The organism is Synechococcus sp. CBW1002 (assembly GCF_015840915.1).
Classification (GTDB): Bacteria; Cyanobacteriota; Cyanobacteriia; order PCC-6307; family Cyanobiaceae; genus CBW1002.
Window position 1 is genome coordinate 1379234 of the sequence record NZ_CP060398.1, and the last position, 25798, is coordinate 1405031.

At 68.1% G+C, this 25798-nt stretch carries 21 protein-coding genes; 10 read left to right on the top strand and 11 right to left on the bottom strand.

The window, feature by feature from the left end; all coding sequences use genetic code 11:
- Nucleotide 1 precedes the first annotated feature (1 nt).
- From H8F24_RS06550 to psbZ, 3 genes are all read right to left on the bottom strand, one after another.
- A complete protein-coding gene (locus H8F24_RS06550) occupies nt 2-1123 on the bottom strand; it encodes a sugar transferase (protein ID WP_231598153.1) in 1122 nt (373 codons plus the stop codon).
- A 290-nt stretch (nt 1124-1413) separates the two neighbouring features.
- A complete protein-coding gene (gene ribH, locus H8F24_RS06555; protein ID WP_197157525.1) occupies nt 1414-1896 on the bottom strand; it encodes a 6,7-dimethyl-8-ribityllumazine synthase in 483 nt (160 codons plus the stop codon).
- Nucleotides 1897-1901: 5 nt separating this feature from the next.
- A complete protein-coding gene (psbZ, locus tag H8F24_RS06560; protein ID WP_197158954.1) occupies nt 1902-2090 on the bottom strand; it encodes a photosystem II reaction center protein PsbZ in 189 nt (62 codons plus the stop codon).
- A gap of 170 nt (nt 2091-2260) precedes the next feature.
- Here psbZ and mutS point away from each other — a divergent pair, with 170 nt between their 5' ends.
- Complete coding sequence (mutS, locus tag H8F24_RS06565; protein ID WP_197171504.1) at nt 2261-5110, top strand: DNA mismatch repair protein MutS; 2850 nt, start codon at nt 2261-2263, stop codon at nt 5108-5110.
- Between the two features lie 30 nt (nt 5111-5140).
- Here mutS and H8F24_RS06570 read toward each other — a convergent pair whose 3' ends face one another.
- Entirely contained in the window at nt 5141-5899 is a 759-nt protein-coding gene (locus tag H8F24_RS06570; RefSeq protein WP_231598154.1) for a precorrin-8X methylmutase, read from the bottom strand.
- Between the two features lie 2 nt (nt 5900-5901).
- On the opposite strand from H8F24_RS06570, the gene holA reads away from it, so the two are divergent.
- Together holA and H8F24_RS06580 are read left to right on the top strand one after the other, a co-directional pair.
- Nucleotides 5902-6924: a DNA polymerase III subunit delta gene (gene holA, locus H8F24_RS06575; protein WP_197157521.1), complete on the top strand. Its 1023-nt coding sequence runs from the start codon at nt 5902-5904 to the stop codon at nt 6922-6924.
- A 30-nt stretch (nt 6925-6954) separates the two neighbouring features.
- Nucleotides 6955-8769 (top strand): aspartate kinase, encoded by a 1815-nt coding sequence (locus tag H8F24_RS06580; RefSeq protein ID WP_197157519.1) that lies wholly within the window; start codon nt 6955-6957, stop codon nt 8767-8769.
- A 6-nt stretch (nt 8770-8775) separates the two neighbouring features.
- Here H8F24_RS06580 and H8F24_RS06585 read toward each other — a convergent pair whose 3' ends face one another.
- The 4 genes from H8F24_RS06585 to H8F24_RS06600 all read right to left on the bottom strand — a co-directional run bounded on the left by H8F24_RS06585 (nt 8776) and on the right by H8F24_RS06600 (nt 12354).
- Nucleotides 8776-8982, bottom strand: coding sequence for a hypothetical protein (locus tag H8F24_RS06585; protein WP_197171506.1), 207 nt, complete (start codon nt 8980-8982; stop codon nt 8776-8778).
- A complete protein-coding gene (gene uvrB, locus H8F24_RS06590; RefSeq protein ID WP_197171508.1) occupies nt 8982-10985 on the bottom strand; it encodes an excinuclease ABC subunit UvrB in 2004 nt (667 codons plus the stop codon). Before uvrB ends, H8F24_RS06585 begins: the two co-directional genes overlap by 1 nt.
- Before the next feature lie 60 nt (nt 10986-11045).
- Nucleotides 11046-11432, bottom strand: coding sequence for a phage holin family protein (locus H8F24_RS06595; protein WP_197157514.1), 387 nt, complete (start codon nt 11430-11432; stop codon nt 11046-11048).
- A 139-nt stretch (nt 11433-11571) separates the two neighbouring features.
- On the bottom strand, nt 11572-12354 hold the full coding sequence (locus tag H8F24_RS06600; RefSeq protein WP_197171510.1) for a DUF561 domain-containing protein: 783 nt from the start codon (nt 12352-12354) through the stop codon (nt 11572-11574).
- Between the two features lie 23 nt (nt 12355-12377).
- On the opposite strand from H8F24_RS06600, the gene tilS reads away from it, so the two are divergent.
- Together tilS and H8F24_RS06610 are read left to right on the top strand one after the other, a co-directional pair.
- A complete protein-coding gene (tilS, locus tag H8F24_RS06605; RefSeq protein ID WP_231598155.1) occupies nt 12378-13514 on the top strand; it encodes a tRNA lysidine(34) synthetase TilS in 1137 nt (378 codons plus the stop codon).
- Complete coding sequence (locus H8F24_RS06610; protein ID WP_197171512.1) at nt 13507-14499, top strand: hypothetical protein; 993 nt, start codon at nt 13507-13509, stop codon at nt 14497-14499. The genes tilS and H8F24_RS06610 overlap by 8 nt, the downstream gene beginning before the upstream one ends.
- 48 nt (nt 14500-14547) lie before the next feature.
- On the opposite strand, the gene H8F24_RS06615 is transcribed toward H8F24_RS06610, so the two are convergent.
- The 3 genes from H8F24_RS06615 to H8F24_RS06625 form a co-directional block, all read right to left on the bottom strand.
- The gene (locus tag H8F24_RS06615) at nt 14548-16581 is read right to left on the bottom strand and encodes a ribonuclease J (RefSeq protein ID WP_197157510.1); all 2034 of its coding nucleotides are present in this window, start codon (nt 16579-16581) and stop codon (nt 14548-14550) included.
- 92 nt (nt 16582-16673) lie between these two features.
- Entirely contained in the window at nt 16674-17561 is an 888-nt protein-coding gene (dapA, locus tag H8F24_RS06620) for a 4-hydroxy-tetrahydrodipicolinate synthase (protein ID WP_197157508.1), read from the bottom strand.
- A gap of 29 nt (nt 17562-17590) precedes the next feature.
- A complete protein-coding gene (locus tag H8F24_RS06625; RefSeq protein ID WP_197171514.1) occupies nt 17591-18688 on the bottom strand; it encodes an aspartate-semialdehyde dehydrogenase in 1098 nt (365 codons plus the stop codon).
- A 625-nt stretch (nt 18689-19313) separates the two neighbouring features.
- Between H8F24_RS06625 and tig the strand changes: the two genes are divergently transcribed.
- The 5 genes from tig to H8F24_RS06650 all read left to right on the top strand — a co-directional run bounded on the left by tig (nt 19314) and on the right by H8F24_RS06650 (nt 25759).
- Nucleotides 19314-20696, top strand: a complete 1383-nt coding sequence (gene tig / locus H8F24_RS06630) for a trigger factor (protein WP_197171516.1) — start codon at nt 19314-19316, stop codon at nt 20694-20696.
- Between the two features lie 134 nt (nt 20697-20830).
- The gene (gene clpP, locus H8F24_RS06635) at nt 20831-21535 is read left to right on the top strand and encodes an ATP-dependent Clp endopeptidase proteolytic subunit ClpP (RefSeq protein ID WP_370594813.1); all 705 of its coding nucleotides are present in this window, start codon (nt 20831-20833) and stop codon (nt 21533-21535) included.
- A gap of 118 nt (nt 21536-21653) precedes the next feature.
- Complete coding sequence (gene clpX, locus H8F24_RS06640; RefSeq protein WP_197157503.1) at nt 21654-23012, top strand: ATP-dependent protease ATP-binding subunit ClpX; 1359 nt, start codon at nt 21654-21656, stop codon at nt 23010-23012.
- 14 nt (nt 23013-23026) lie between these two features.
- Nucleotides 23027-23707 carry a lecithin retinol acyltransferase family protein gene (locus H8F24_RS06645; protein ID WP_197171518.1) on the top strand — a complete coding sequence of 227 codons (681 nt, stop codon included), beginning with the start codon at nt 23027-23029 and terminating at the stop codon, nt 23705-23707.
- Nucleotides 23708-23794: 87 nt separating this feature from the next.
- The gene (locus H8F24_RS06650; protein ID WP_197171519.1) at nt 23795-25759 is read left to right on the top strand and encodes a DNA polymerase III subunit gamma/tau; all 1965 of its coding nucleotides are present in this window, start codon (nt 23795-23797) and stop codon (nt 25757-25759) included.
- Nucleotides 25760-25798 lie beyond the last annotated feature (39 nt).

Genomic DNA, 25798 nt, shown 5'->3' on the forward strand with positions numbered 1-25798 from the left:
CTCAGCGGCCCCCTGCCTTGAGAATGATCTTGATCGTCTTAATCAGAATCAGCAGGTCTAAAGCTGTGCTCCAGTTATGTAGATAGTAAAGGTCATAACTGAGCTTGAGTTCGGCTTCCTCCAGGCTTGCGGCATAGGGCGCACATACCTGAGCCCAGCCGCTCAGGCCTGGTCGCATCCAATGGCGCTTGCGATAGTGGGGAATATGAATTTCCAGCTCAGCTTCGAACTCCGGGCGCTCTGGTCTTGGGCCGATCAGGCTCATATCGCCCTTGAGCACGTTGATCAACTGGGGCAGTTCATCGAGTCGCACCCGCCGCAGTAACTGACCCACCCGCGTAATGCGACAGTCACCAGGCAAGGTCCAGCTGGCAGGCGCATTCGGATCGGCGCGGGTCATGGTGCGCAGCTTGAGCAGTCGGAAGGTATGGCCCATCCAGCCGCTGCGCTCCTGGACATAGAACACTGACCCTCGATCCTCAAGCCAGATCAGGAGAGCTGCCAACAACATCACAGGCAGGCAGACCACCAGCAGAAGGACCGCTACCACCACATCGGCAACACGTTTGAGCTGGCGTTGCACACTGAAGGTGTCAGACCAGGGAATGTCAGCCTGGGATAACCAGTCGGCAGGCAGAAGGGCGGGGGGCAGTCGCTCCAGTTCCCGCTCCGCCAGCTCGATCACTGTTGTGATCGGGACACCGTTGTCGCCCAGAACCTGAAGCTGGTGTTCCTGGTCGGGGGCCAAGCGCAGATCGCTGCCAAGGACCACACCGCCCGGGGGGAAGGCATGGCCCGCAGGGGTGAGCACCCGAGGGGTGACCGCAAAGGGTGTGCGTTGCCACTCCCGCAGGATTGCCGGGGCTTCGTGAGGAGTCGCCATCAGGCCCCAGTCTCGCTGGGGTGAGTGGCGGCCCAGCCAGCGGAGGCCCAGTCTCACCAGCAGCGCCCAGACGGTGAGGGAACCGAGCAGGAACGTCTGTGTGCTTCGGTGGCTCAGGTAAAGCCCCACAGGCAGGTTGAAGAGCCAATCCATCAGGGCCACAACCAGCATGGTTGCCAGGGCTGTGATCATCAGGCGCAGGATCACCAGACGCAGGCGCAACCAGGGCCAGCGAAGCACCGTATAAGTACCGAACAGCCAGCCGAACAGCAGGTACAGAAGTGCGAAGGCGATCAGCCACCGAGGCTGTCCCAGGAGATCGGTTCTCCGTGTCTGATCGAGCAATGCTGCCAGGATCAGGCAAGCGCTCAGATCAAGGGAGGCGCAGAGGAAGAGAAGTCTGCGGGGCTTTCGCCAGTGCAATACAGGATTTTATCTGAATTGAACTTAAGTCCAAATGGTCCCAGAGCACAAAGGACATGGCGGCTGGGGCTCCGGCACAACAGGCCCGGCCAGTGCCATGTAGCGGCTCAGGGGTCTGCCAATGCCCCCATGAGGCTGCCCATCTCCAGGGCCTGCAGGCCGTAGCTCCAGCCCAGGTTGCTCTTGATGCCCGCCCGCTCCAGGGCCTGCTGCAGGGTGTCGGTGGTGAGTACCCCGAAGATCACCGGCACTCCGGTGTCACGGGCGACGCTGGCCACGCCCTTGCTCACTTCGGCCACCACCACATCGAAGTGGGGGGTGTCGCCGCGGATCACCGCCCCGAGGGTGACCACCACCTGATAGCGACCACTGCCGGCAAGCCGCTGGGCGACCAGGGGAATCTCAAAACTGCCGGGGACCCAGGCCACGTCAAGCTGGGCGCTCGACTCGCCCACATCGATGCCGTGGCGTGAGAGGCAATCCAGGCAGCCGCTGAGCAACTTACCGGTCACCAGATCGTTGAACCGCGCCACCACAACAGCGATGCGGAGGCTGGCAACGTCGGTGAAGCGACCTTCAAAAATGGCCAAGGGGTTCAGACCACGAAATAGCTCATGCCCCAGTTGAGCAGCACCAGGGCCACCCAGGCGGCGCCGCCCAGCAGGATGATGCGATTGGAGCGGCCGCTGTCGTCGCTGCTGGCGTAGAGCACGGGCACCGCCACCACCAGCGCGAACGACATCACCACCAGGGCCAGAACGGTGAGGGTGTTGAGGATCTGCATGGGTGCGGCAACGGAGATGGCCGGCAGCGGCATGGGGTCGCCGGCGGTCAGTTTTGGGATTCTCACACGACGATTCCTGCCCCCGTCCCGGAGCTGGCAGGTTCCTTCACAAGTTGTCGGGAGCGGGCCGACCAGGCCCCTTACGATCAATCCTCGTTCGTCCTGCCAGCGTGGCCGCGGGAGCCGAGCAGCAGCTGTCGCTGGTGGACGATCTGGGGCTGCAGGGAGACCTGTTCGCCGCAGCTCCGGCCGCGCTGCCCAGCTCGGATCAGGCCCCAGTCGAGGCAAATCGCAGCGGTGATGAGGCGCCCCTGGACGACGCCCAGCTGGAGGCCGATGCCACGGCCCGGCCCCGCCGACGCCGGCCAGCCAGAGCGGCTGGCGGCCTGGACCTCGCGACCGGTGACGGCAACGGCAACGGAGGCGAGCTCAGTGGTCTGGACACGGAGCCCATTGGCTCCACCAGCGCAGCAACCCCTGACGGATCCTGTGCCGCAGCCGCTGCTCCGGCCGACGCTGAAGACCTGCCTGATCACGACCTGCCCCGCTGGCATCACCACAGCCTGGTGGATCCGGCCCAGCTGACGCCGGTGCTGCGCCACTACGTCGAACTCAAGGCGGCCCATCCCGAGCGGGTGCTGCTCTACCGCCTGGGTGATTTCTTCGAGTGTTTCTTCGAAGACGCGATCACCCTCTCGCGCCTGCTGGAGCTCACCCTCACCGGCAAGGAGGCCGGCAAGGCGATCGGGCGCGTCCCGATGGCGGGCCTGCCCCACCATGCGGCTGAGCGCCACTGCAGCGAACTGGTGCGCCGCGGCCTCAGCGTCGCCCTCTGCGATCAGCTGGAGACCACCCCAGCCAAGGGGGCCCTGCTCAAGCGGGAGATCACCCGCGTGCTCACACCGGGCACGGTGCTGGACGAGGGCATGCTCAGCGCCCGCCGCAACAACTGGCTGGCGGCCGTGGTGCGGGAGGGCAACCACTGGGGACTGGCCGTAGCCGATGTGAGCACCGGCGAATTCCGGCTCACCGAGCGGCAGGGCACGGATCTGCTGCACCAGGAGCTGCTGCAGCAGGACGCCGCCGAAGTGCTCTGGAGCGGAGAGCCCGAACCGGCCTGGTGCCCTGACGGCTTGCTGCTCACCAGCCAGCCCCGCACGCCGTTCGCGGCACCGGAGGCGCGGGCAAGGCTGCTGGCCCGCTTCCGCCTGGCCAGCCTCGATGGCCTGGGGCTGGCGGAGGCCCCCCTGGCCCTGCGCGCCGCCGGCGGACTGCTCGCCTATCTGGAGGGCACCGAGACCGGCCGGCTGGTGCCCCTGGACATGCCTCGGCTCTGGCATGCCGGCGACCAGCTGGTGCTCGACGCCCAGACCCGCCGCAACCTGGAGCTGACCCGCACCCAGCTGGGGGGCAGCCTGCAGGGCTCCCTGCTCTGGGCCCTGGATCGCTCCATGACCGCCATGGGGGGGCGCTGTCTGCGCCGCTGGATCGAGGCTCCCCTGGTGGATCGGGCCGCGATCAGCGCCCGTCAGGACGGCGTGGGCGAACTGGTGGCCAGCCGTTCGCTGCGCCTGAGTGTGCGGCGCCTGCTGCGGCCCATGGGTGATCTGGAGCGGCTGGCGGGCCGGGCCGGCGCCGGCACCGCCTCGGCCCGGGATCTGGTGGCCCTGGCCGACGGCCTGGAGCGGCTGCCCCTGCTGGCCGGTCTGCTCGCCCAGGCCAGCAGCCCCCCCCTGACGGCGCTGCAGCGCACCTGGCCGGAGCTGGTGGAGCTGGCCGCGGTGCTGCGCCACACCCTGGTGGACGATCCACCGCTGAGCCTCAGCGACGGCGGCCTGATCCACGACAGCGTCGATGCCCGCCTCGATGGCCTGCGCAACCAGCTCGACGACCAGGACACCTGGCTGGAACAGCAGGAAGCCCTGGAGCGCCGCGCCAGCGGCAACCCCAACCTGCGCCTGCAGTACCACCGCACCTTCGGCTACTTCCTCTCGGTCAGCCGCGCCAAGGCCGCCTCGGTGCCAACGCACTGGATCCGCCGCCAGACCCTGGCCAACGAAGAACGCTTCGTGACCCCCGAGCTCAAGGGCCGCGAAGGCCGCATCCTGCAGCTGCGGACCCGGGCCGCCCAGCGGGAGTACGAGCTGTTCTGCGCCCTGCGCGAGCAGGTGGGGGAGCGGGCCGCCGTGATCCGGGAGGCGGCGCGGCGGGTGGCCGAGCTCGATGTGATCGCCTCTCTGGCGGAGGTGGCGGCCACCGGTGGCTACTGCCGCCCTGAGATCGTCGAAGGGCGCGAGCTCTGGATCGACGCGGGTCGCCATCCGGTGGTGGAGCAGCTGCTGGTGGAGGAGCCCTTCACGGCCAACAGCCTGAGGCTGGGGTCTGCGCCGCACGCCGCCACCGTTCCGGATCTGCTGGTGCTCACCGGTCCGAATGCCAGCGGCAAGAGCTGCTATCTGCGCCAGAGCGGGTTGCTGCAGCTGATGGCCCAGATCGGCAGCTGGATTCCGGCCCGCAGTGCCCGCCTCGGCATTGCCGATCGGATCTTCACCCGCGTCGGCGCCGTCGACGACCTGGCCAGCGGCCAGTCCACCTTCATGGTGGAGATGGCCGAAACCGCCAACATCCTCCACCACGCCACCAGCCATTCCCTGGTGCTGCTCGATGAGATCGGCCGGGGCACCGCCACCTTCGATGGACTTTCGATCGCCTGGGCCGTGGCCGAGCACCTGGCCGAACGGATCGGTGCCCGCACGATCTTCGCCACCCATTACCACGAGCTCAATGAGCTGGCCGATCTGCTGCCCAACGTGGCCAATGCCCAGGTGCTGGTGCAGGAAACCGGCGACGACCTGGTGTTCCTGCATCAGGTGGTGACGGGCGGCGCCAGCCGCAGCTACGGCATCGAGGCGGCCCGCCTGGCCGGGGTGCCGCCGGTGGTGGTGCAGCGGGCCCGCCAGGTGCTCGATCGGATCGAGGCCAACAGCCACGTGGCGGTGGGGCTGGAGCCAGAGGCCTGAGCGACCAGGCTGACCCCCTCCCTTCGGCTCTCAGGCGTTCGCGGCCAGCCAGACGTGACGCAGCAGGGCATTGGCAGCCGCGCCGACCAGACCGGCACCACCGCGGCTGCCCTCCAGGCGGATCTGGGCCAGACCGCTGCGGGCCAGGCGGCGCTTGCTCTCAAGCACCCCCACGAAGCCCACCGGCATGCCGATCACCAGGGCCGGTGCCACGCAGCCAGGCGCCATCGGGGCAGGCGCCACCTGCCCAGGTGCCATCGGATCGTGAGCAGGAGATGGGCAGGTCAGATCGATCAGGCACTCCAGCGCGGTGGGGGCACTGCCGATCAGCACCACGGCACCGGGATGCTCCGCCAGGGCCCGCGCCATGCCCGCCGCCGCACGGGTACTGCCGGCCGGCGCCACCGCCGGAGCCCAGGCCAGCACGCTATGGACCGGGTTGGCGAAGGTGCGCCGCGCCATCGGCGTCACCGCCGCCGCGGCCATGGCCGTATCCGTGAGGATCGCCGTTCCGGCCGACAGGGCCGCCAGGCCCGCTTCGCAGGCCCCCGTGCTGAAGCGCAGCAGGGGCGCCAGCGCCGGATCGCCGCTGCTGTGCACCAGCCGTTCGAGCACCTCCTGCTCCACGCCGCGGAAACCCGTCTCCCCCAACCAGGCGTGGATGCGGCGCAGGCTTTCGGTGAAGATCGGATGGTCGAAACCGGCCGCCGCGCCAGGGCTGCCCTCCGCTTCCCTTTCGTTTCCCCTGTCGTTCTCCAGCCCCTGCCGCTCCATCCGGCCGCGCCGCACCGATGCCGATCCATCTCTACTGGGGCGACGATGAAGCCGCCCGCCAGCGGGCCGTGGAGGCCCTGGTGACTGAGCTGGTGGATCCGGCCTGGGCTTCGATCAACCTCAGCCGCCTCGATGGCAACGACTCCGGCCAGGCCGCCCGGGCCCTGGAAGACGCACGCACCCCGCCCTTCGGCAGCGGAGCGCGGCTGGTGGTGCTGCAGCGCAGCCCCTTCACCAGCCAGTGTCCGGCGGAGCTGGCGGCCCAGATGGAGGCCTGCCTGGAGCTGGTTCCCGAGACCTGCCACCTGCTGCTGGTGAGCAGCAACAAACCCGACGCCCGCCTGCGCCTCACCAAGGCCCTCAAGGCGGTGGCCCGGGAACGGAGCTTCACCCTGCCGGCCGCCTGGGACGGGGCCGGCCAGCTGGATCTGGTGACCCGCACGGCCCACGAACTCGGCCTGAGCCTGGAGCCGGGCGCCGCCGAGGCCCTGTGCGAGGCGATCGGCAGCGACAGCGCCCGGCTGGCCAGTGAGCTGGAAAAGCTGGCGCTCTATGCCGGTGCCGCCCCGGGATCCTCAGCGGCGACACCCACAGCCCGCCCAATCAACGTCGCCGCGGTGCAGGCCCTGATCGGCAGCCATGCCACCACCAGCCTGGCCGTGGGCGACGCCCTGCTGGCGGGGCGTCCCGCCGACGCCATCGCCCTGGTGGACAACCTGCTGGAGGTGAACGAACCCGCTCTGCGGATCGTGGCGGCACTGACCAGTCAGATCCGGGGCTGGCTGTGGGTGAGCCTGCTGGACAAAACGGGCGAGACCGACGTGGCGACCATCGCCAAGGCCGCCGGCATCGGCAACCCCAAGCGGATCTACGTGATGCGCAAACAGCTCCGCGGCCGCGGCCCGGGGCCGCTGCTGAAGCTGCTCAGCCAGCTGCTGGAGGTGGAGGCCGCCCTGAAGCGGGGCGCAACGCCGGGCGATGCCTTCCGCGACGGCTTCCTGCTCGCCGGGGGCATCGCCCTTGACCATGCGGGCCGATAATCGCCCGTTCCCGCCGCGTCCGACTCGCCGATGGCCCTGCTCGTCCAGAAGTTCGGGGGCACCTCGGTGGCCGACGTGGAGCGGATCCGGGCCGTGGCCCGGCGGGTGGCAGCCTGCCGCGAGGAGGGCCACGACCTGGTGGTGGTGGTCTCGGCGATGGGCCACACCACCGACGAACTGACCAGCCTTGCCCGGGCCATCAGCAGCGATCCGCCCCAGCGCGAGATGGACATGCTGCTGTCCACAGGCGAACAGGTCTCGATCGCCCTGCTCTCGATGGCTCTGCACGCCGAAGGGGTGCCGGCCGTCTCCATGACCGGCACCCAGGCGGGGATCATCACCGAGTCCTCCCACGGGCGGGCCCGCATCCTCGAGATCCGCACCGAGCGGCTGCAGCGGCTGCTGGCCGATGGCCAGGTGGTGGTGGTGGCCGGCTTCCAGGGCACCAGCAGCGGCCGGGCCGGCACCCCCGAGATCACCACCCTGGGCCGGGGCGGCTCCGATACCTCGGCCGTGGCCCTGGCCGCCGCCCTCGGGGCCGCCGCCTGCGAGATCTACACCGATGTCCCCGGGGTGCTCACCACCGATCCCCGCAAGGTGGCCGACGCCCAGCTGATGGACACGGTCACCTGCGACGAGATGCTGGAGCTGGCCAGCCTCGGCGCGGCGGTGCTGCATCCGCGGGCGGTGGAGATCGCCCGCAACTACGGCATGCCCCTGGTGGTCCGCTCCAGCTGGAGCGACGCCCCCGGCACCCGCCTGACCAGCGGCGCCCCCCGGTCGATCGGCAGCGAAGGCCTGGAGCTGGGCAAGCCGGTGGACGCGGCGGAGCTGCAGGTCGATCAGGCCGTGCTGGCCCTGGCCCATGTGCCCGACTGCCCCGGCGTGGCCGCCCAGCTGTTCGAGGCGCTGGGGGCCGCGGGGCTGAACGTCGATCTGATCGTGCAGGCCACCCACGAGGGCGCCAGCAACGACATCGCCTTCACCCTGCACCAATCCGAGATGGAGGCGGCCCGCGCGGTCTGTGAGCAGGTGCTGGCGGCCATGGGAGCCGGGGCGGCCCTGCTCAGCGCCGAAGGCGGCATGGCCAAGCTCAGCATCGCCGGGGCCGGCATCATGGGTCGCCCCGGGGTGGCCGCCCGCCTGTTCGACACCCTCGCCCGCGACGGCATCAACCTGCGGCTGATCGCCACCAGCGAGGTGAAGGTGAGCTGCCTGGTGGAGGGTCCCCAGGGCAGCAAGGCGCTGCGGTCTGCGGCCCAGGCCTTTGAGCTGGGCGAGCAACAGCTGCGCCACGATCCGCCGCCCTGCCATCTGGGCGATCCGGCCGTCCGTGGCGTGGCCCTCGATCGCGATCAGGCCCAGGTGGCGGTGCGGCAGGTGCCGGACCGGCCCGGCACCGCCGCCGCGATCTGCCGCGCCTTGGCCGACAACGGCATCAGCCTCGACGCCATCGTGCAGTCGGAGCGCACCCACGGCAGCCCCGGCCACCTCAGCCGCGACATGAGCTTCATCCTCCGCAAGGGTGACCTGGTCCAGGCGGAACGGGCCCTGGCGCAGCTGCTGAAGCAATGGCCCGGCACCCGCTTCGAGGAAGGTCCGGCGATCGCCCGGGTGAGTGCGGTGGGTGCGGGCATGCCCTGCACCGCCGGCACCGCCGCCCGCATGTTCCGCAGCCTGGCCGATGCCGGCATCAACATCGAGCTGATCGCCACCAGCGAAATCCGCACCAGTTGCGTGGTGGCGGAGGCCGATGGCGTGGCGGCCCTGCGGGTGGTCCATGGCGCCTTCGGCCTGGGCGGCGGCGTGCAGCACCGGGCCGAAGGCAGTGAAGCCCCGGCCTGAGCGGCCTCAGCGCTGCACCAGAAACGGCAACGCGATCAGCAGCAGCCCCACGATCAGCTGGGGCAGCACGCCGGGCAGGAAAAAGGGCACGATCATCAGCAGGATGCCGCTCACCAGAGGGACCAGCGCATCCTGCTTACGGCCATACAGCACGTAGGCCATGCCCACGAATCCGAGCATGAGGCTGAGCATCAGCTCGGCGGGGCTTGGCATCAGGCCCTGCCCACCAGCTTCTGGCGCAGCTGCTTGATCCGATCGCGGAGATTGGCGGCCTCCTCGAACTCGAGGTTCTTGGCCGCCGCCTTCATCTTGTCCTCCAGCTGGGTGATCAGTTCCGGGAGCGATTCCAGCGGCACCGCATTGTTCTCAGCCTGCTCAGTCGCCTCTTCAAGCTGTTCATCACTCAACCGGCGGGAGACCTCCAGGAAGGCGAGGATGGCATTGCCAGCCCGCTTTCCAGCCGGGGTGGGGGTGATGCCGTTGGCCGCGTTGTAGGCCTGCTGGATGGCGCGGCGGCGCTCGGTTTCTGAGATCGCCTTCTCCATGCTCTCGGTGAGGTTGTCGGCATAGAGCAGTGCCACCCCTTCCACATGGCGGGCCGCCCGCCCGATCGTCTGGATCAAGGAGCGTTCGGCCCGCAGGAAGCCTTCCTTGTCGGCATCGAGAATCGCCACCAGCGACACCTCCGGCAGATCGAGGCCTTCGCGCAGCAGGTTCACCCCCACCAGCACGTCGTACACCCCGTTGCGCAGGTCCTGGATGATCTCAATCCGCTCGATCGAGTGAATCTCGGAGTGCAGATAGCGCACCCGCACGCCGTTCTCGGCCAGGTAGTCGCTGAGGTCTTCCGCCATCCGCTTGGTGAGGGTGGTGATCAGCACCCGCTCCTGCTTCTCGGCCCGGACGCGGATTTCTCCCAGCAGGTCGTCCACCTGCCCCTCGGTGGGACGCACCTCCACGATCGGGTCGAGCACGCCGGTGGGGCGAATCACCTGCTGCACCACCTGATCCTGGCTCTGGGCCAGCTCCCAGCTGCCTGGTGTGGCACTCACGAAGATCGTCTGCTGAGCCTTCTGCCAGAACTCCTCCCCCTTGAGCGGGCGGTTGTCGGCGGCGCTGGGCAGGCGGAACCCATGCTCGATCAACACACTCTTGCGGCTCTGATCGCCGTTGTACATGGCCTGCAGCTGGGAGCAGGTGACGTGACTTTCGTCCACCACCAGCAGCCAGTCGTCCGGGAAGTAATCGATCAGGCACTCCGGCGGCGTGCCGGCCGGCCGGCCGGCCAGGTGACGGGCGTAGTTCTCGACGCCGTTGCAGTAGCCCACCTGCTCCAGCATCTCCAGATCGTAGGTGGTGCGCTGCTCGAGGCGCTGGGCCTCCAGCAAGCGGCCCTGGCTGTTGAGCAGGTCAAGTCGCTGGCGCAGCTCGGCGCGGATCTCGCCAATGGCTTCGACCAGGCGCTCCTTCGGCGTCACGAAGTGCTTGGCCGGATAGATGTTGATGGTTTCAAGACTCTGAAGAATCTCGCCGGTGGTGGGATCGACGTAGCGGATCGCCTCCACTTCATCGCCGAACAGCTCCACCCGCACCAGGCGATCTTCATAGGCGGGGCCGATCTCCAGAACATCGCCGCGCACACGGAAGCGACCGCGGGAGATCTCCAGATCGTTGCGGGAGTATTGATTGTTGACCAGCTCCCGCAGCGACGCGCGGAGATTGAGCGTGTCGCCCACCTGAAACTTCACCGCCGCCTTGAGGTACTCCGATGGAATGCCCAGGCCGTAGATGCAGCTGATCGAGGCCACCACGATCACATCGCGGCGCTCGAACAAGGAGCGGGTGGCCGAGTGGCGCAGCATGTCGATCTCCTCGTTGATCGACGCCGTTTTGGCGATGTAGGTATCGCTGACCGGCACGTAGGCCTCTGGCTGGTAGTAGTCGTAATAGGAGATGAAGTATTCGACGGCGTTCTTCGGGAAAAATTCGCGCAGTTCATTGCAGAGCTGCGCCGCCAGAGTCTTGTTGTGGGCCAGCACCAGGGCAGGCCGCCCGGTGCGGGCGATCACATTGGCGATCGTGAAGGTCTTGCCGGTGCCGGTGGCTCCCAGCAGGGTCTGATAACGCTCACCACCTTCAACCCCGCCCACGAGGGCCTCGATGGCGGTGGGCTGGTCGCCCTTGGGCTCGTAGGGAGCGTGCAGCTGAAAGGCCATCGGGCCATTCTCACGGTTGTGGCCGATCAGTGCTGCCCGCCCGGCTACGGGTTGCCGGCCTCAGCCCCGCTCCAGACCGAACACCCTCAGAACCGCGCCGGTGAGCAACGTGTAGACCAACGCTCCCAGCACGGCACTGACCAGGCCGTTGCGCAGCCGGAACTCCGGGATCAGAGAGGCCGCCAGGGCAAACAGCGCCACGGTGATCAGGCCGTCGAACAGCCAGCTGATCGGCGCGATCAGCCCGCCCAGGCTGGTGATCACCCAGAGGGGTGCCAGCAGCAACTTCAGCAGCGGCGCCAGCAGCGCCCCCAGCAGGCTGATCACGATCACAGCCAGCACCGCCGCGCCGAAGCTCTGCATCTCCACCCCCAGGGGCAACTGGGCAACGATCAGCAGCACCACGGCCCGGATCGGCCACTGCAACAGCCAGGCCAGTGAACCCATCGATCCTTCGACGCAGGGAATGCCATGAGGCTAAACAAGGCCCCAGCAAGGCGCTAGGCAAGCTGCTGGCACAGCAGCTTGCGCCAGCCAAACAGTCGGCGCCAGCCAAACAGCCGGCGCCTGACAGGGTGCCTGCGATTCAGCGATCAGCTGGCACAGCGTTCGTCGCAGCTGCTGCCACAGCCACCGGCGCCAGGGCATCGCGCAGACCGCGCACCACCGCCACCATCGCCAGTTCATCGTCAAGCCGGTTCACGGCGGAGCCCACACCCACGCCGGCGGCACCGGCGGCGATGGCCAGCGGCAGGGTGACAGCGGAGAGGCCGGAGGCGCAGAGCACCGGCACGGTCACGGCTCGGCTGAGGGCATGGGCGGCCGCCAGGGTGGGCGCCGCCTTCTCGATCAGGCCGAGACTGCCGGGGCTGAACGGCCGGGCACTGGTGCCGCCTTCGGTCTGGATCAGATCGGCGCCGGCGGCCACCAGATCGATGGCGAGCTGCTCCTGCTGATCCAGGGGCAGCACGTGGGGCACGGTCACCGAGAGCACCCCATCGCCGAGCAGCTCGCGGCTGCGGCGGGTGAGCGCCAGCACCTCCTCGGCCCCGAAGATGCGGCCCTGGGGGTAGAAGCTGTCGTAGTTGCCGATCTCCACCATGGCGGCGCCAGCGGCCACCGCTGCGGGGAACAGCTCGGGATCCACCGCAGACACGCAGATCGGCAGACCCGAGGCGGCGGCCGCCAGGGTCACCAGCTCCGGATCACAGGCCACATCGATCAGGTCGGCGCCACCGGCACCGGCGGCTCGGCTGATCCGCTGCACGGCAGCGGCATCAAAGTTGGAGAGACCGGCGATCACCTTCAGGGCCCGGCGCTCGGCGATGGCGCGCTGCAGGGAGCTGGGCAGGCTGGACAGACGCGACATCGGCGGCGCAGAGAGCTGGATTCGTGATTCTCCCATCTGAAACCGTGAACTCCCACGAAGCGCCAGCTGGGGCCCCGGCCAAGGCCCAGCCGCACTGGAGCGCCGACCATCTGAGCCTGCACCAGCTGCTGCGTCAGCAACCCCAGCTGCTGCCCGCCGGCGCACCCCTGCTGCTGGCCGTCTCCGGCGGGCAGGATTCGATGGCGATGACGGGCCTGCTGCTGGATCTGACACGCCTGCATGGCTGGTCGCTGCAGCTCTGGCATGGCGACCATGGCTGGCGGCCGGAATCGGGCCAGCAGGCCGCCGAACTGGCCCAGTGGGCCCAGCAGCACGGGCTGGCGCTGCAGATCGATCGCGCCGAAGCGCTGGCGCCCAACGAAGCAGCGGCGCGGCACTGGCGCTACGAGCGGCTGGCCCACTGGGCCGAGCGGCTGGGCTGCCAGCGGGTGGTGACGGCCCACACCGCCAGCGACCGGGCCGAAACCCTGCTCTTGCACCTGGCCCGCGGCAGCCATCGGCGCGGCCTGGCCAGCCTGCGGCGCCAGCGCCCCCTGCTGGAGCCGGCACCGTCAGATCCCGCTGCCGAGACAGCGATCCAGCTGGTGCGGCCACTGTTGCTGTTCAGCCGCAGCGACACGGCCCGTCTCTGCCGCGAGCTGGGCCTGCCGGTCTGGACGGACCCCAGCAATACCGATCCCCGCTTCGCTCGCAATCGGCTGCGGCAGGAGGTGCTGCCTGTGCTGGAGCAGCTCCATCCCGGCGCCACCCGACGGATCGGCGCCCAGGCCGAAAGGCTGGCCGAGGAACTGGAGCGGGACGAGGAACTCGTTGCACTTGCCCTGGCCGGCCTGCATACCACTCCCGCGACTTCCACCCACGAGGTTTTCACCCACGAGGCTTCCTCCCTCGGCCGGCAGTTGCAACGGGCGCCGCTGGTGGCCCTCAGCCTGGCCAGCCAACGGGCCCTGCTGCAGCACTGGCTGAGCCAGCACAACCTGCAGCCTCTCTCCAGCCGTCAGCTGGAGACGCTGCTGGCCCGCCTGGCGCCGCGCCGCGGTCCTGGCCGGCTCGATCTGGCCGGAGGCTGGCGCTTGCGCTGGGATCGCAGCACACTGGCCCTGCTTGGGCCCACCGCCGGATCGCCGCTGCATGACTGAGACCCAGGACCATCTCTACGCGGCCGTGGAACTGGCCTACAGCGAGGCCCGGTGGTCCGAGGCCCTGTCCATCGGTCAGCAGCTGCTGGGGCAACTGGATCCAGCAGCGAATGCCTCGCTGAAGGTGCGCCTGGAGCTGCTGCTGGGCCACATTCAGCTCTATGGCTTCGGTAATGCCACCGCTGCCGCCGAGCACTACACCACGGTGAGTCAGGCCAGGCCGGCCCCGATCCTGCTGGACATCGCCCAGCAGGGGCTGGAGCATTGCCAGGTGTTGCTCGGCGGCAGCGCGGGGGCTGCACCGGTGCTGGACGGCATCGAGCAAGGGGATGTCGTCCCGGAGGGCTCGTTGCTGGGGAACTCCGATCCTGATCAGGAGCGTGGCGAAGCAGAGAATCCGGCAACCCCAGCGCCAGCTCTGGACGGCACAGCGGCAGCCACAGGCCTGGAAGACGGATCGACGCCGGAGACAATCGAAACGGCCGGTGCGACAGGCGCGGCGTTCCCCTTCACGCCCACGGCGGTGGCCAGGGGAGGAATCGCCATGCCTGCGGCAGCCATGCCCTGGATGGTGGATCTGGGTGCCAGCGATCCCGGAGCCCAGCCCGCGGCAGATGGCGCCGTGGCGATGGCCTCCAATCCCTTTCTGCAAGCTTCACCAGTGATGCCGGCGGGTATCACCGTGCCGCATTTACAGGCGGATCCCCAAGAAGCCGCTGCTGAACCCACAGCGCCGGTGGCTGCAGTGATGGCTGTTGCACCGATCGCGGTGGAGGTGGTGGATGAACCCGAGCTCATCGAGGTGAACCAGGCTGATCCCACCCGGGCCGAGGAGATCGAGGTGGTTCCTGTGGAAGCCAAAGGTGGGGCCAGCCTCACCCTGGAGAAGACCGGGGAGGCAGAAGTTACCGTTCCGCCGCCCCTGTTCACTCCGGAGGAAGAGGAGGAGCTGGCCCGCGGACTGCTGCGGGTGGTGCTGCGCTGAGGGCGCACGCACCACTCCTGACAGAAGCGGGCGTTCAACAACCGGCGATCAACCGGCCACGGCAGCGGAGCGGCGGCGGCGGGTGCGTCCGACCGGCTCCTCCTCCTTGACCGCCACCTGCCGGACGGCTGCGGCAGGTGCAGCCACAGGGGGTGCCACCGCGACAGCGGCGGCAGATGCGGGCGCTGATGCAACGGCCGCTGCAGCGGCCACTGGTTGACGCTGGGGGGCGCCGTTGCCGTTGCGGATGATCTCCCGCCCGCCATCACGACGACCTCGCGGCGCGGGACGGGTATCGGGTTCGGCATCAGCGCGCCCCTTGTAGGCAGGCGTACCGGCCGGGGCGGGCTGCACCAGGCAGATGATCAGCGGCTCCACCTGCAGCTCGCGGCGCAGGCGACGCTGCAGCCCCAGTTCGATCTCGCGCTGCACACCGACCCAGTCGACGTCGGGGGCATTGCCGCCGCTGTTCCGGGCCAGCTGGCTCCAGCGATTCTCGAGCACCCAGTTGATCTCGCGCTCGGTCCAGACCGAGAGCTTGCGGGCATCGGCGGTGGTGACCACGCCGCGCAGATTCACCCGGGGCGGGGCCGCCATCACACCATCGGTGCTGATCACGGTGAGCAGGTTGATCACGCCGTCTTCCGCCAGCTGCTGGCGCTCCTTGAGCACGCGCGCATCGACGATGCCGTTGCGGGAGGCATCCAGCAGCTCGATGCCGGCCTTGACTGCTTCTCCTTTGCGGATCGAATCGGGGGTGAGTTCGACCACATCTCCGTTATCGATCAACAGCATGTTGTCGGCGGGCACCCCCATCGACTGGGCCGTCTTGCTGTGGCAGACGAGCATGCGGTGCTCACCGTGCACCGGCACGAAGTACTTGGGCCGGGTGAGGGCCAGCATCAGCTTCTGGTCTTCCTGGCAACCATGACCCGAGACGTGGATGCCTTCGCCCTTGCCATACACCACCTTGGCGCCGAGCATCATCAGGCGGTCAATCGTGTTGACTACCGAGATGGTGTTGCCCGGAATCGGACTGGCCGAGAAGATGATCGTGTCGCTGCTCTTCACCTGAACCTGCGGGTGCTCACCGCGGGAGATGCGGCTCAGGGCGGCCAGCGGCTCACCCTGGCTGCCCGTCATCAGCAGCAGGGTTTCACGATCGGGAAGATCGCGGATCTGCTTGATCGGCACGAACAGTTCATCGGGGGCACGCATGTAGCCGAGTTCCCTTGCCTTGGCGATCACGTTCAGCATCGAACGACCCAGCAGGCCGACCTTCCGGCCATTCTTGAGTGCTAGCTCCAGAATCATCGCCACCCGATGGATCGAGCTGGCGAAGGTGGTGATGATCACCCGACCCTCAGCCTGGGCGATGTGCTGGTCGAGTTTGGGGAACACGGCCCGTTCCGAGGGCGTGAAGCCGGGTACCTCCGCATTGGTGGAGTCGCTGAACAGACACAGCACACCTTGTTCGCCGTAGTGGGCCAGGCGGGCCATGTCGAAGTGCTCGCCGTCGACCGGCGTATGGTCGAACTTGAAATCACCGGTGAACACCACCACCCCGACCGGCGTGGTGACCGCCAGGGTGAAGCTGTCCGCCATCGAGTGGGTGTTGCGGATGAACTCCACCTTGAAGTGCTTACCCACCTGCACCACATCACGTGGGCCCACCGTCTGAATCACCGTGCGATCGGTGACACCGGCCTCCTCCATCTTTCCCTGCAACAGGGACATGGCCAGGCGGGGGCCATAGATCACGGGGATGGTGAAGTTCTTAAGGTGGTGGGGGATGCCACCGATGTGATCTTCGTGACCATGGGTCACGATCATCCCGCGGATCCGTTTCTGATTCTCACGCAGATAGCTGGTGTCGGGCAGCACCACGTTGACGCCGTGCATGCCATCGCTGGGGAAGGCCAGGCCGGCATCGACGAGCATGATGTCGTCGCCGTATTCGAACACGCAGGTATTCTTGCCGATCTCATGCAGGCCCCCCAGGGGAATCACCCGCAGCGCCGGGGTCTTGCCATTGGCGCCGGGGGAGGAGCTTGGACGAGCGTGGCCGTTCTGATTGGTCATGTAGGAAAAAGGAAAGAAGAAAAAGAAAGAGACCGATGAAGCGAGCGTAAGGACGGATGGCGGTCCGTCGTCGGGCAGCGCAAGCCTTGGCGTCAGGTAGGACGCAGGGCAGCCAGGACAGAGATGAGGCGTTGACGCACGTCGGTATCAGCGGAAAGAAGGGGAAGACGGGGAGCACCCACCGGCCAGCCGCAGATCTCCAGGGCGGCTTTGACGGGGATGGGATTGGTGGTGCAGAACAGGGCTTTGCACAGGGGCAGCAGCTGCTCATGCAGCGCCAGGGCAGCGGCGGCATCGCCAGCGAGGAAGGCCTGGATCATGGCCTTGATCTGGGGGCCGGCCACGTGGCTGGCGACGCTGACCACCCCGACGGCCCCCACGGCCAGCATCGGCAGGGTGAGGGCATCGTCGCCGCTGTAGATCGCCAGCCGATCCCCGCAGAGCAGGCGCAGCTGGCTCACTTCTTCGGTGGTGCCGCTGGCGGCCTTGAAACTGACCACGTTGGGCAGATCCAGCAGGCGAACCACGGTGTCGGGGGCCAGGCTGCAGGCGGTGCGTCCGGGGATGTTGTAAAGCATCAGCGGCAGCTGGGGCGCTGCCTCGGCCACAGCCCGGAAATGGGCTTCCAGGCCCGCCTGGGGAGGCTTGTTGTAATACGGCACCACCACCAGGGCGGCATCGGCACCCAAGGCAGCCGCGGCTCGGGTGGCCTCCACCGCCTCGGCAGTGCAGTTGCTGCCGGAGCCGGCAATCAGTTGGGCCCGGCCGTCGATCGCCTCCTTCACGGCGGCGAACAGACGGTGCTCCTCCTCCCAGCTGAGGGTGGGAGATTCGCCGGTGGTTCCGCACACCAGCACCCCATCGGAGCCATGGCTGACCAGGTGATCGGCGAGGCGGCCAGCCAGCTCCAGGTCCACCGACCCATCGGCGGCAAAGGGGGTCACCATGGCGGTGACGACCCGGCCGAAGGGCGCGTTCATCCAGGGCGATGGTGCCGTGTTCCCAGGGCTCAAGCGGCACCTCCGGCAGAAACGGTCGCCGCCGTCAGGCCGGCAGGATCGCGCAGCAGCTCGGCGATCTGGATGGCATTGAGGGCCGCACCCTTGCGGATCTGATCACCGCAGAGCCAGAGCTCCAGCGCGTTGGGGTCGCTCAGGTCCTGGCGGATCCGCCCCACCGCCACCGGGTCGCGGCCGGTCACATCGGTGGGCATCGGGAAGCGGTTGGCCTCGAAGTTCTCGAGCAGTTCCACCCCGGGCGCCCGGGCCAGGAGCTGCCGCGCCTCCTCCACCGGGAAGGGCTCGGCGAATTCAATGTTCACGGCTTCGGAATGGGCCCGCAGCACCGGCACTCGCACACAGGTGGCCGTGAGCCGCAGATCGGGCAGCCCCATGATCTTGCGGGTCTCGTTCAGCATCTTCAGCTCTTCCTCGCAGTAGCCACTGGGCTGCAGGGGGGAGTTGTGCAGGAAGAGGTTGAAGGCGAGGGAATGGGGCAACACCTCACTGACTGGCTCACCACCGTCGAGCACGGTGCGGCTGAGGCGCTGCAGTTCCTCCATGGCACGGGCACCGGCGCCGCTGGCAGACTGATAAGTGCTCACCACCACCCGGCGGATCGGGCGTCGGGCCGCCAGCGGTGCCAGCGCCAGGGTGAGCAGGATCGTGGTGCAGTTGGGGTTGGCGATGATGCCGCCGTGGCTGAAGGCGGCCTCGGGATTCACCTCCGGCACCACCAGAGGCACCGATGGATCCATGCGGAAGGCACTGGAGTTGTCGATCACCACGGCGCCGGCCGCGGCCGCCAGCGGCGCCCATTGCTTCGACACCGAACCACCGGCCGAGGCCAGCACCAGATCAACGCCGTCGAACGCCTCCTCCGCCACCGGTTCGATCGTCAGGCTGCGCCCCTGCCAGGCCAGGGTCTGGCCGGCGGAGCGGGGCGATGCCAGGGGCCGCAGCTCGGCCACGGGGAAGCGGCGTTCCTCCAGAAGTTGCAGCAGCTCCTGGCCAACGGCGCCGGTGGCTCCCAGGATCGCGATCCGCAGGGGGCGCTGCGGCAGGGCGGCAGGGCGGGCAGCTGTGGTGAGGGGGTGAGAGACGGTCAAGAGCGGTGGGAACGGGTGGGATCCATGGCGTCAACGGCCAGGGCTGTGGCTGAGAACCAGGCTGTGGGCGAAATCCGGGCAGCCTGTGAAGGAGCGCTACGGAGTCGGGGCGCCGAGCCGAAGCGGTTCGGGCAGTCCGGGGCCGCGATCGGGGAAAGCGGTGGCTGAGGCCGACCGAACCGGTCGACAGGGTGGGGAGGCTGGGGAGTGGGTGAACGTGAAGTGGAAAAGCTGGCGGCGCCGAATCGGATGTGGTGACCGGAATGGGGAGCTGTCTCCAGGCTGGGCTCGAGCCGTGGCAGAGGCTTCAGAGGGATGAGGCGCCGGGGTGTGCGTCAGGCCAAGTCGACTGTGAACACTCGACTGCGAGCCATCAACCGTTAACAATCGATTGAAACCAATCCATTGTCTCGCTTCAAGAATCGCTGCAACAGGCGACCTTGTTCAGGCGGCCTCGACCGGGATCGAGACCGTTGCCGCAGGTTCCGGCACAGGCCAATCAGCCCAGGCCAGACCGGCAGCAGGGATATGGACGTCGTCGTCGTCGTCCTCCGCACAATACGTGGCGCGGCGTGTCCTGGGCCACTTTCTAGGATGAGGGGCTGCCTGTTGATCCGCCCCCGTCATGCCTGCCACCGCCGAGTCCGCCAGCCCCACGGACCGCAGCCCAGCGCTGACGGTCAGCACCAGTCCAAGGCCCGGCAGCCGCATCGCCGTGGAGGTGGCCGTCCCTGCCGCGCGCTGCCAGGCCAGCTACGACACCGCCCTCGAAAAGCTCAGCCGCACGATCAAGCTGCCCGGTTTCCGCAAGGGCAAGGTTCCCCGGCCGGTGCTGCTTCAGCAGATCGGACCAGTGCGGATCCGCGCCACCGCCCTTGAGGAGCTGGTGGAGGCCATCGTGCAGGAGGCGATCCGGCAGGAGGCGATCGACGCGATCGGCCGCCCCGAACTGAGCGAGGGCTTCGAGCAGCTGCTGGAGCGTTTCAGCCCCGGCAGTGAGCTCACCCTCACCCTCGTGATGGATGTGGAGCCCAGCCCGAGCCTCAAGGCCACCCGGGGCCTGAAGGCCGAAGCCGAGACCGTGCCCTTCGATCCGGCCCGGGTCGACGAGCTGATCGAGGAGCAGCGCAAGCGGCTGGCCACCCTGGTGCCGGTGGAAGATCGCCCGGCCGCCGCCGGTGACGTGGCCGTGCTGAGTTTCGAGGGGGTCTATGCCGACACCGAGGAAGCGATCACCGGTGGCAGCAGCGAGACCATGGAGGTCGAACTCGAAGTGGATCGGATGATCCCCGGGTTCGTGGAGGGGGTGATCGGGATGGAAGTGGGGGAGAACCGCACGATTGAGTGCCAGTTCCCCGACAGCTACCCCCAGGAGGAGGCCCGCGGCCGCCAGGCCCGTTTCGCGATCACGCTCAAGGAGCTCAAGACCCACGAACTTCCCGCCCTGGACGACTCCTTCGCCCAGCAGGCCAGCGACAAGCAGACCCTGGCCGAGCTGCGCCAGGACCTGGAGCAACGGCTGCAGGAGGACGCCGAGCAACGCACCCGCAGCAACCGCCACAACGCCCTGCTCACCGCCCTGGTGGAGCAGCTGGAGGTGGAACTGCCGGAAACCCTCGTGCAGGAGGAGATCCGCGCCCTGATCGAGCAGACCGCCGGCCAGATCGCCCAGCAGGGCATGGACGTGAAGAAGCTCTTCACTCCCGATCTGGTGCGCAGCCTGATGGAGACCTCAAGGCCGGAGGCGGAGCAGCGTCTCCGCCGCAACCTGGCCCTCCAGGCCCTGGCCGCCGCCGAAGCGATCGAGGTGGCCGCCGAGGAGATTCAGGAGAAGCTGCGGGAGGTGAGCCGCAGCCTCAGCGACAGCGACGCGATTGATCCGGAGCGCCTGCGGCTGGCGGTGACCGACGACCTGCTGCGCAGCAAATTGCTGGAGTGGCTGGAGCAGAACAGCACCATCGAAGAAACCGAGGCGAACCCGACTGGAGATCCTGCAGCCGAGGCCTAAGCCAGGGGCCTGAAGCCAGGGGCCTGGCAGAATCGCTCACTGACTTGAATCCACAGGCCTGGGATTCCCCATAGATTGACCGACCAGTCCGACAGCCCGGCAGCCACCGCGTGATCGACGCCCCTCTCAGCACCCTGCGCCCCCACCCGGTTCAAAACCGCTGGCAGGGGGAGCGTCCCTGGAACGGCCTGCCCACCGCCAGCGCGGTTGGTTCGCCGATGGCCAACCCCGGCGTGCTCCCCACGGTGGTGGAGCAGTCTGGCCGGGGCGAGCGGGCCTTCGACATCTATTCGCGCCTGCTGCGCGAGCGGATCATCTTCATGGGCACCGGCATCGACGACGCCGTCGCCGATGCCCTGGTGGCGCAGCTGCTCTTCCTCGAAGCGGAAGACCCCGAGAAGGACATCCAGATCTACATCAATTCTCCGGGGGGATCGGTCACGGCGGGGCTGGCCATCTACGACACCATGCAGCAGGTCGCTCCTGACGTGGTGACCATCTGCTACGGCCTCGCCGCCAGCATGGGCGCCTTCCTGCTTTCCGGCGGCACCAAGGGCAAGCGCCTGGCCCTGCCCAATGCGCGGATCATGATCCACCAGCCCCTCGGCGGTGCCCAGGGCCAGGCGGTGGATATCGAGATCCAGGCCCGCGAGATCCTCTTCCTCAAGGACACGCTCAACGGTCTGATGGCCGACCACACCGGCCAACCCCTGGCAAAGATCGCCGAAGACACCGACCGCGACTACTTCCTTTCTCCAGCGGAAGCGGTTGAATACGGTCTGATCGACAGGGTCGTCGAGGAGGGATCGGCCACCACCGGACAACCGGTACCGGTCTGATCCCTACCGGTTTGATCCTTAAGGACTGCCCTCCAAGGGCGATTTGCGTTGATCCTGGAGATTCGGGGTCACCCTGCCAGCCCCGGCACCCAACCCTGACCCGAACGCCCCCTGCGCGATGGCCAAGTTCGATGCTCACCTGAAGTGCTCGTTCTGCGGCAAGTCGCAGGAACAGGTGCGCAAGCTGATTGCAGGCCCAGGCGTCTACATCTGTGACGAGTGCATCGATCTCTGCAACGAGATTCTCGATGAGGAGCTTGTCGACGCGCCGGCGGGTGGTGCCAGCCGCAGCAGCCCGGAGAGCGGCCGCAAAAGCGTGGCCAAGAAGGCTCCCAAGCCGGCGCCGACCCTGGCTTCGATCCCCAAGCCCCAGCAGATCAAGACCTTTCTCGACCAGCAGGTGGTCGGCCAGGACGACGCCAAGAAGGTGCTCTCGGTCGCCGTGTACAACCACTACAAGCGCCTGGCCTGGCAGGGCGATGGCCAGGGAGAGACCGACCGCACCGCCACCCGGCTGCACAAGTCCAACATCCTGCTGATCGGCCCCACCGGCTGCGGCAAGACCCTGCTGGCCCAGACCCTGGCCGAGCTGCTGGATGTGCCCTTCGCCGTGGCGGACGCCACCACCCTCACCGAAGCGGGCTATGTGGGCGAGGACGTGGAGAACATCCTGCTGCGCCTGCTGCAGAAGGCCGACATGGATGTGGAGGTGGCCCAGCGGGGGATCATCTACATCGATGAGATCGACAAGATCTCCCGCAAGAGCGAGAACCCCTCGATCACCCGCGACGTTTCCGGTGAAGGCGTTCAGCAGGCGCTGCTGAAGATGCTGGAGGGCACGGTCGCCAACGTGCCACCCCAGGGGGGCCGTAAGCACCCCTATCAGGACTGCATCCAGATCGACACCAGCCAGATTCTGTTCATCTGCGGCGGCGCCTTCGTGGGCCTCGAAGATGTGGTGCAGCGGCGCATGGGCCGCAATGCGATCGGCTTCCTGCAGGCTGACGGACGGACCCGCCCTCGCGGCAAGGACCATCAGGCCGCCCAGGTGCTGCGGCATCTGGAGCCGGACGATCTGGTGCGTTATGGCCTGATCCCCGAATTCATCGGCCGCCTGCCGGTGAGTGCCGTGCTCGAACCGCTCGATACCCGCGCCCTTGAGGCGATCCTCACCGAGCCGCGCGATGCCCTGGTCAAGCAGTTCCAGACCCTGCTGAGCATGGATGACGTGCACCTGGAGTTCGAACCGGATGCGATTGAGGCGATCGCCATTGAGGCGCACCGCCGCAAGACCGGTGCCCGCGCCCTGCGCGGCATTGTGGAAGAGCTGATGCTGGAGTTGATGTACGACCTGCCCTCCCGCCAGGACGTGAAGACTTTCACGATCAGCCGGAATCTGGTGGAGCAGCGCAGCCTGGCCAAGGTGGTGCCCTATCCCAGCAACCTCGACCGGGAGCAGAACGACAAGACCGCCTGACGGGGTAGCCGGCGATGGCGGCAGCCGATCATCTTGAAGTTCCCCGCCAGCACGGTCTGTTCCATCACCACGGCATCGACCTCGGCGATGGCACGGTGGCCCACTACCTGGAGGGAAGGGCCATCCTGCGCAGCCCCCTGGAGGAGTTCAGCCGCGACCAGCCGGTGAGTCTGGTGACCTATCCACCGCAGGTCTGCTCCCCGTCTGGAGTGACCCTGCGGCGCGCCATGAGCCGGCTGGGGGAGCAGAACTACAACCTGCTGTTCAACAACTGCGAGCACTTCGCCCACTGGTGCAAGACCGGGCGCCATCGCAGCGGCCAGGTGGAGGACTGGCTCCAGACCGGCAGCCGCGGCCTCCAGGCCTTCGGGCAGGTGGTGCCGGCAGCCCTGATCGGTGCCGTGCGCCTGCTGCTGAGCCAGGGTCTCAACCTCGATGCCCGGCAACTCGAGCAGGGGCGCGCCCTGGCCCTCAGAAGCCTCGAGCAGCTCGATGGGCTACGGCTCAACCTGCAGCGGCGGCTGGAGACCGAGCTGGCCAGGGCCGAGGAACGCTGGGGCCAGGGCAGTGGCGCCGGCAACGACCAGTTCGCGGCCCTGCGTCTGGCCGCCCAGAAGCTGGCCGATCAGCTCAGCGAGGTCGAGGAGCTGGAAGGGCGTCTGGAGCGGCTGCTGGAGCAGGGGGGCGGCCAGTAGCCTCGGACTCCGGCCGCGTCATCCGGACGGCACGACGCAGCGAGCGGTGATGCAGCGATCAGGGATGCAGCGATCCATGAACCCGCCATGAGCCAGGCGTACCAGCCGCTGCACCACAAGTACCGGCCCCAGCGCTTCGACCAGCTGGTGGGTCAGGAGGCGATCGCCGCCACCCTGGGCAATGCCCTGCGCACCGGCAGGATCGCGCCGGCCTACCTGTTCAGCGGCCCGCGTGGCACCGGCAAGACCTCCAGCGCCCGCATCCTGGCCCGCTCGCTCAACTGCATCGCCCATGCGGGTCCCACGCTCGAGCCCTGCGGCATCTGCGAGCTGTGCGTCGCGATCGCCGCGGGCAATGCCCTCGATGTGATCGAGATCGACGCCGCCTCCAATACCGGCGTCGACAACATCCGCGAGCTGATCGAACGTTCCCGCTTCGCGCCGGTGCAGGCCCGCTGGAAGGTCTACGTGGTGGACGAGTGCCACATGCTCTCCACCGCAGCCTTCAACGCCCTGCTCAAAACCCTCGAGGAGCCGCCGCCACGGGTGGTGTTCGTGCTCGCCACCACTGACCCCCAGCGGGTGCTGCCCACGATCCTGAGCCGCTGCCAGCGCTTCGATTTCCGCCGCATCCCCCTGGAGGCCCTCGAGCAGCACCTGCGCTGGATTGCCGAGCAGGAGTCGATCGGCATCACCCCCGAAGCGCTGCATGTGGTGTGCCAGCGGGCTCAGGGGGGATTGCGGGATGCGGAAAGCCTGCTCGATCAGCTCAGCCTGCTGCCCCCACCGATCGAGGCCGGTGCGGTCTGGGAGCTGCTGGGGGCCGTGCCCGAACAGGAGCTGCTGGAGCTGGCCGGTGCCATGGCGACATCGGAGCCGCTGGGGGTGATCGATGCCAGCCGCCAGTTGCTGGAACGGGGCCGCGAACCGGGGGCGGTGCTGCAGGGACTGGCCGGCCTGCTGCGTGATCTGGTGCTGGCCGGCGTGGCGCCGGAACGGCTCGAACTCACCAGTTTCTCGCCCCAGTTCCGGCCCCGGCTCCCAGAGCTGGCGCGGCAGATCGGCAAGGCCCGCCTGCTGCAGTGGCAGGCGCAACTGCGCGGCAGCGAACAGCAACTGCGCCAGAGCGTGCAGCCGCGGCTGTGGCTGGAAGTGCTGCTGCTGGGTCTGCTGGCGGAGCCCACCATCACCGCCGCCGCAGTGCCCCCAAGGCCGGCCGTGGCCACGGCGACCGCGACGGGCACGGGCGCGGGCACGGGCACAGTCGCAGGGAGCCGCACGGAATCATCCAAACCAGCCTCCACCTCCGAGCGCCCGACCCACCCCACGGACCAGCCAGTCGCCAGCCCGACACCGGCACCCGCGGCAGCAGCCACTCCACCCCAGCCGATCGACACCACGACCGCCTTGCCGGAACTCTGGCAACAGATCCTGGCGGGGCTGGAACTGCCGTCGACCCGCATGCTGCTCTCCCAGCAGGCCCAGCTGGTGCGCCTCGACGGGCAACGAGCCGTGGTGCGGGTGGCCAGCACCTGGATCGCGATGGTCCAGAGCCGCCTGCCGCTGCTGGAGCGTGCGATCACGTCCGTTGTGGGCAGTCCGCGCCAACTGGTGCTGGAAAGCAGTGATCAGGGTCCGGCGGCCGGCGCCGAAACCAACCCGGCGGCCGCCGCTCCTTCACCGGCCCAGTCCTTCCACACCAGCGGCCGCTCCGTTCCGGGCCCATCCGCTGCCAGCGTGTCAGCAGCGCCTCGTCCCGAGGCGCTGCAAGTAAGGCCTGCGGCTCAGCCGGTTCGAGAGCCAGCTGGCTCACTGGCCCCTGATCCACAGCCGCAGGCCGCCAGCCCGGTGCCTCAGCCAACCTCACCCTCCCAACAAGCAGCGACTCCGACGCCACCCCACACTGATCCTGGTGCTGGCCGACTGGATGAGAAGGCACGGCGACTGGCCGACTTCTTCCAGGGGGAAGTGGTGGAGTTGGACGCCCCCCTCGAGAGGGAGGAACCCTCGGTTGAACGTCTGGCGACAAGCCCCTCTGAGTTGACAACCTGAGCTGCGCTCCGAGGTTGCTCGCGTCGGGTTCAAGGCCGC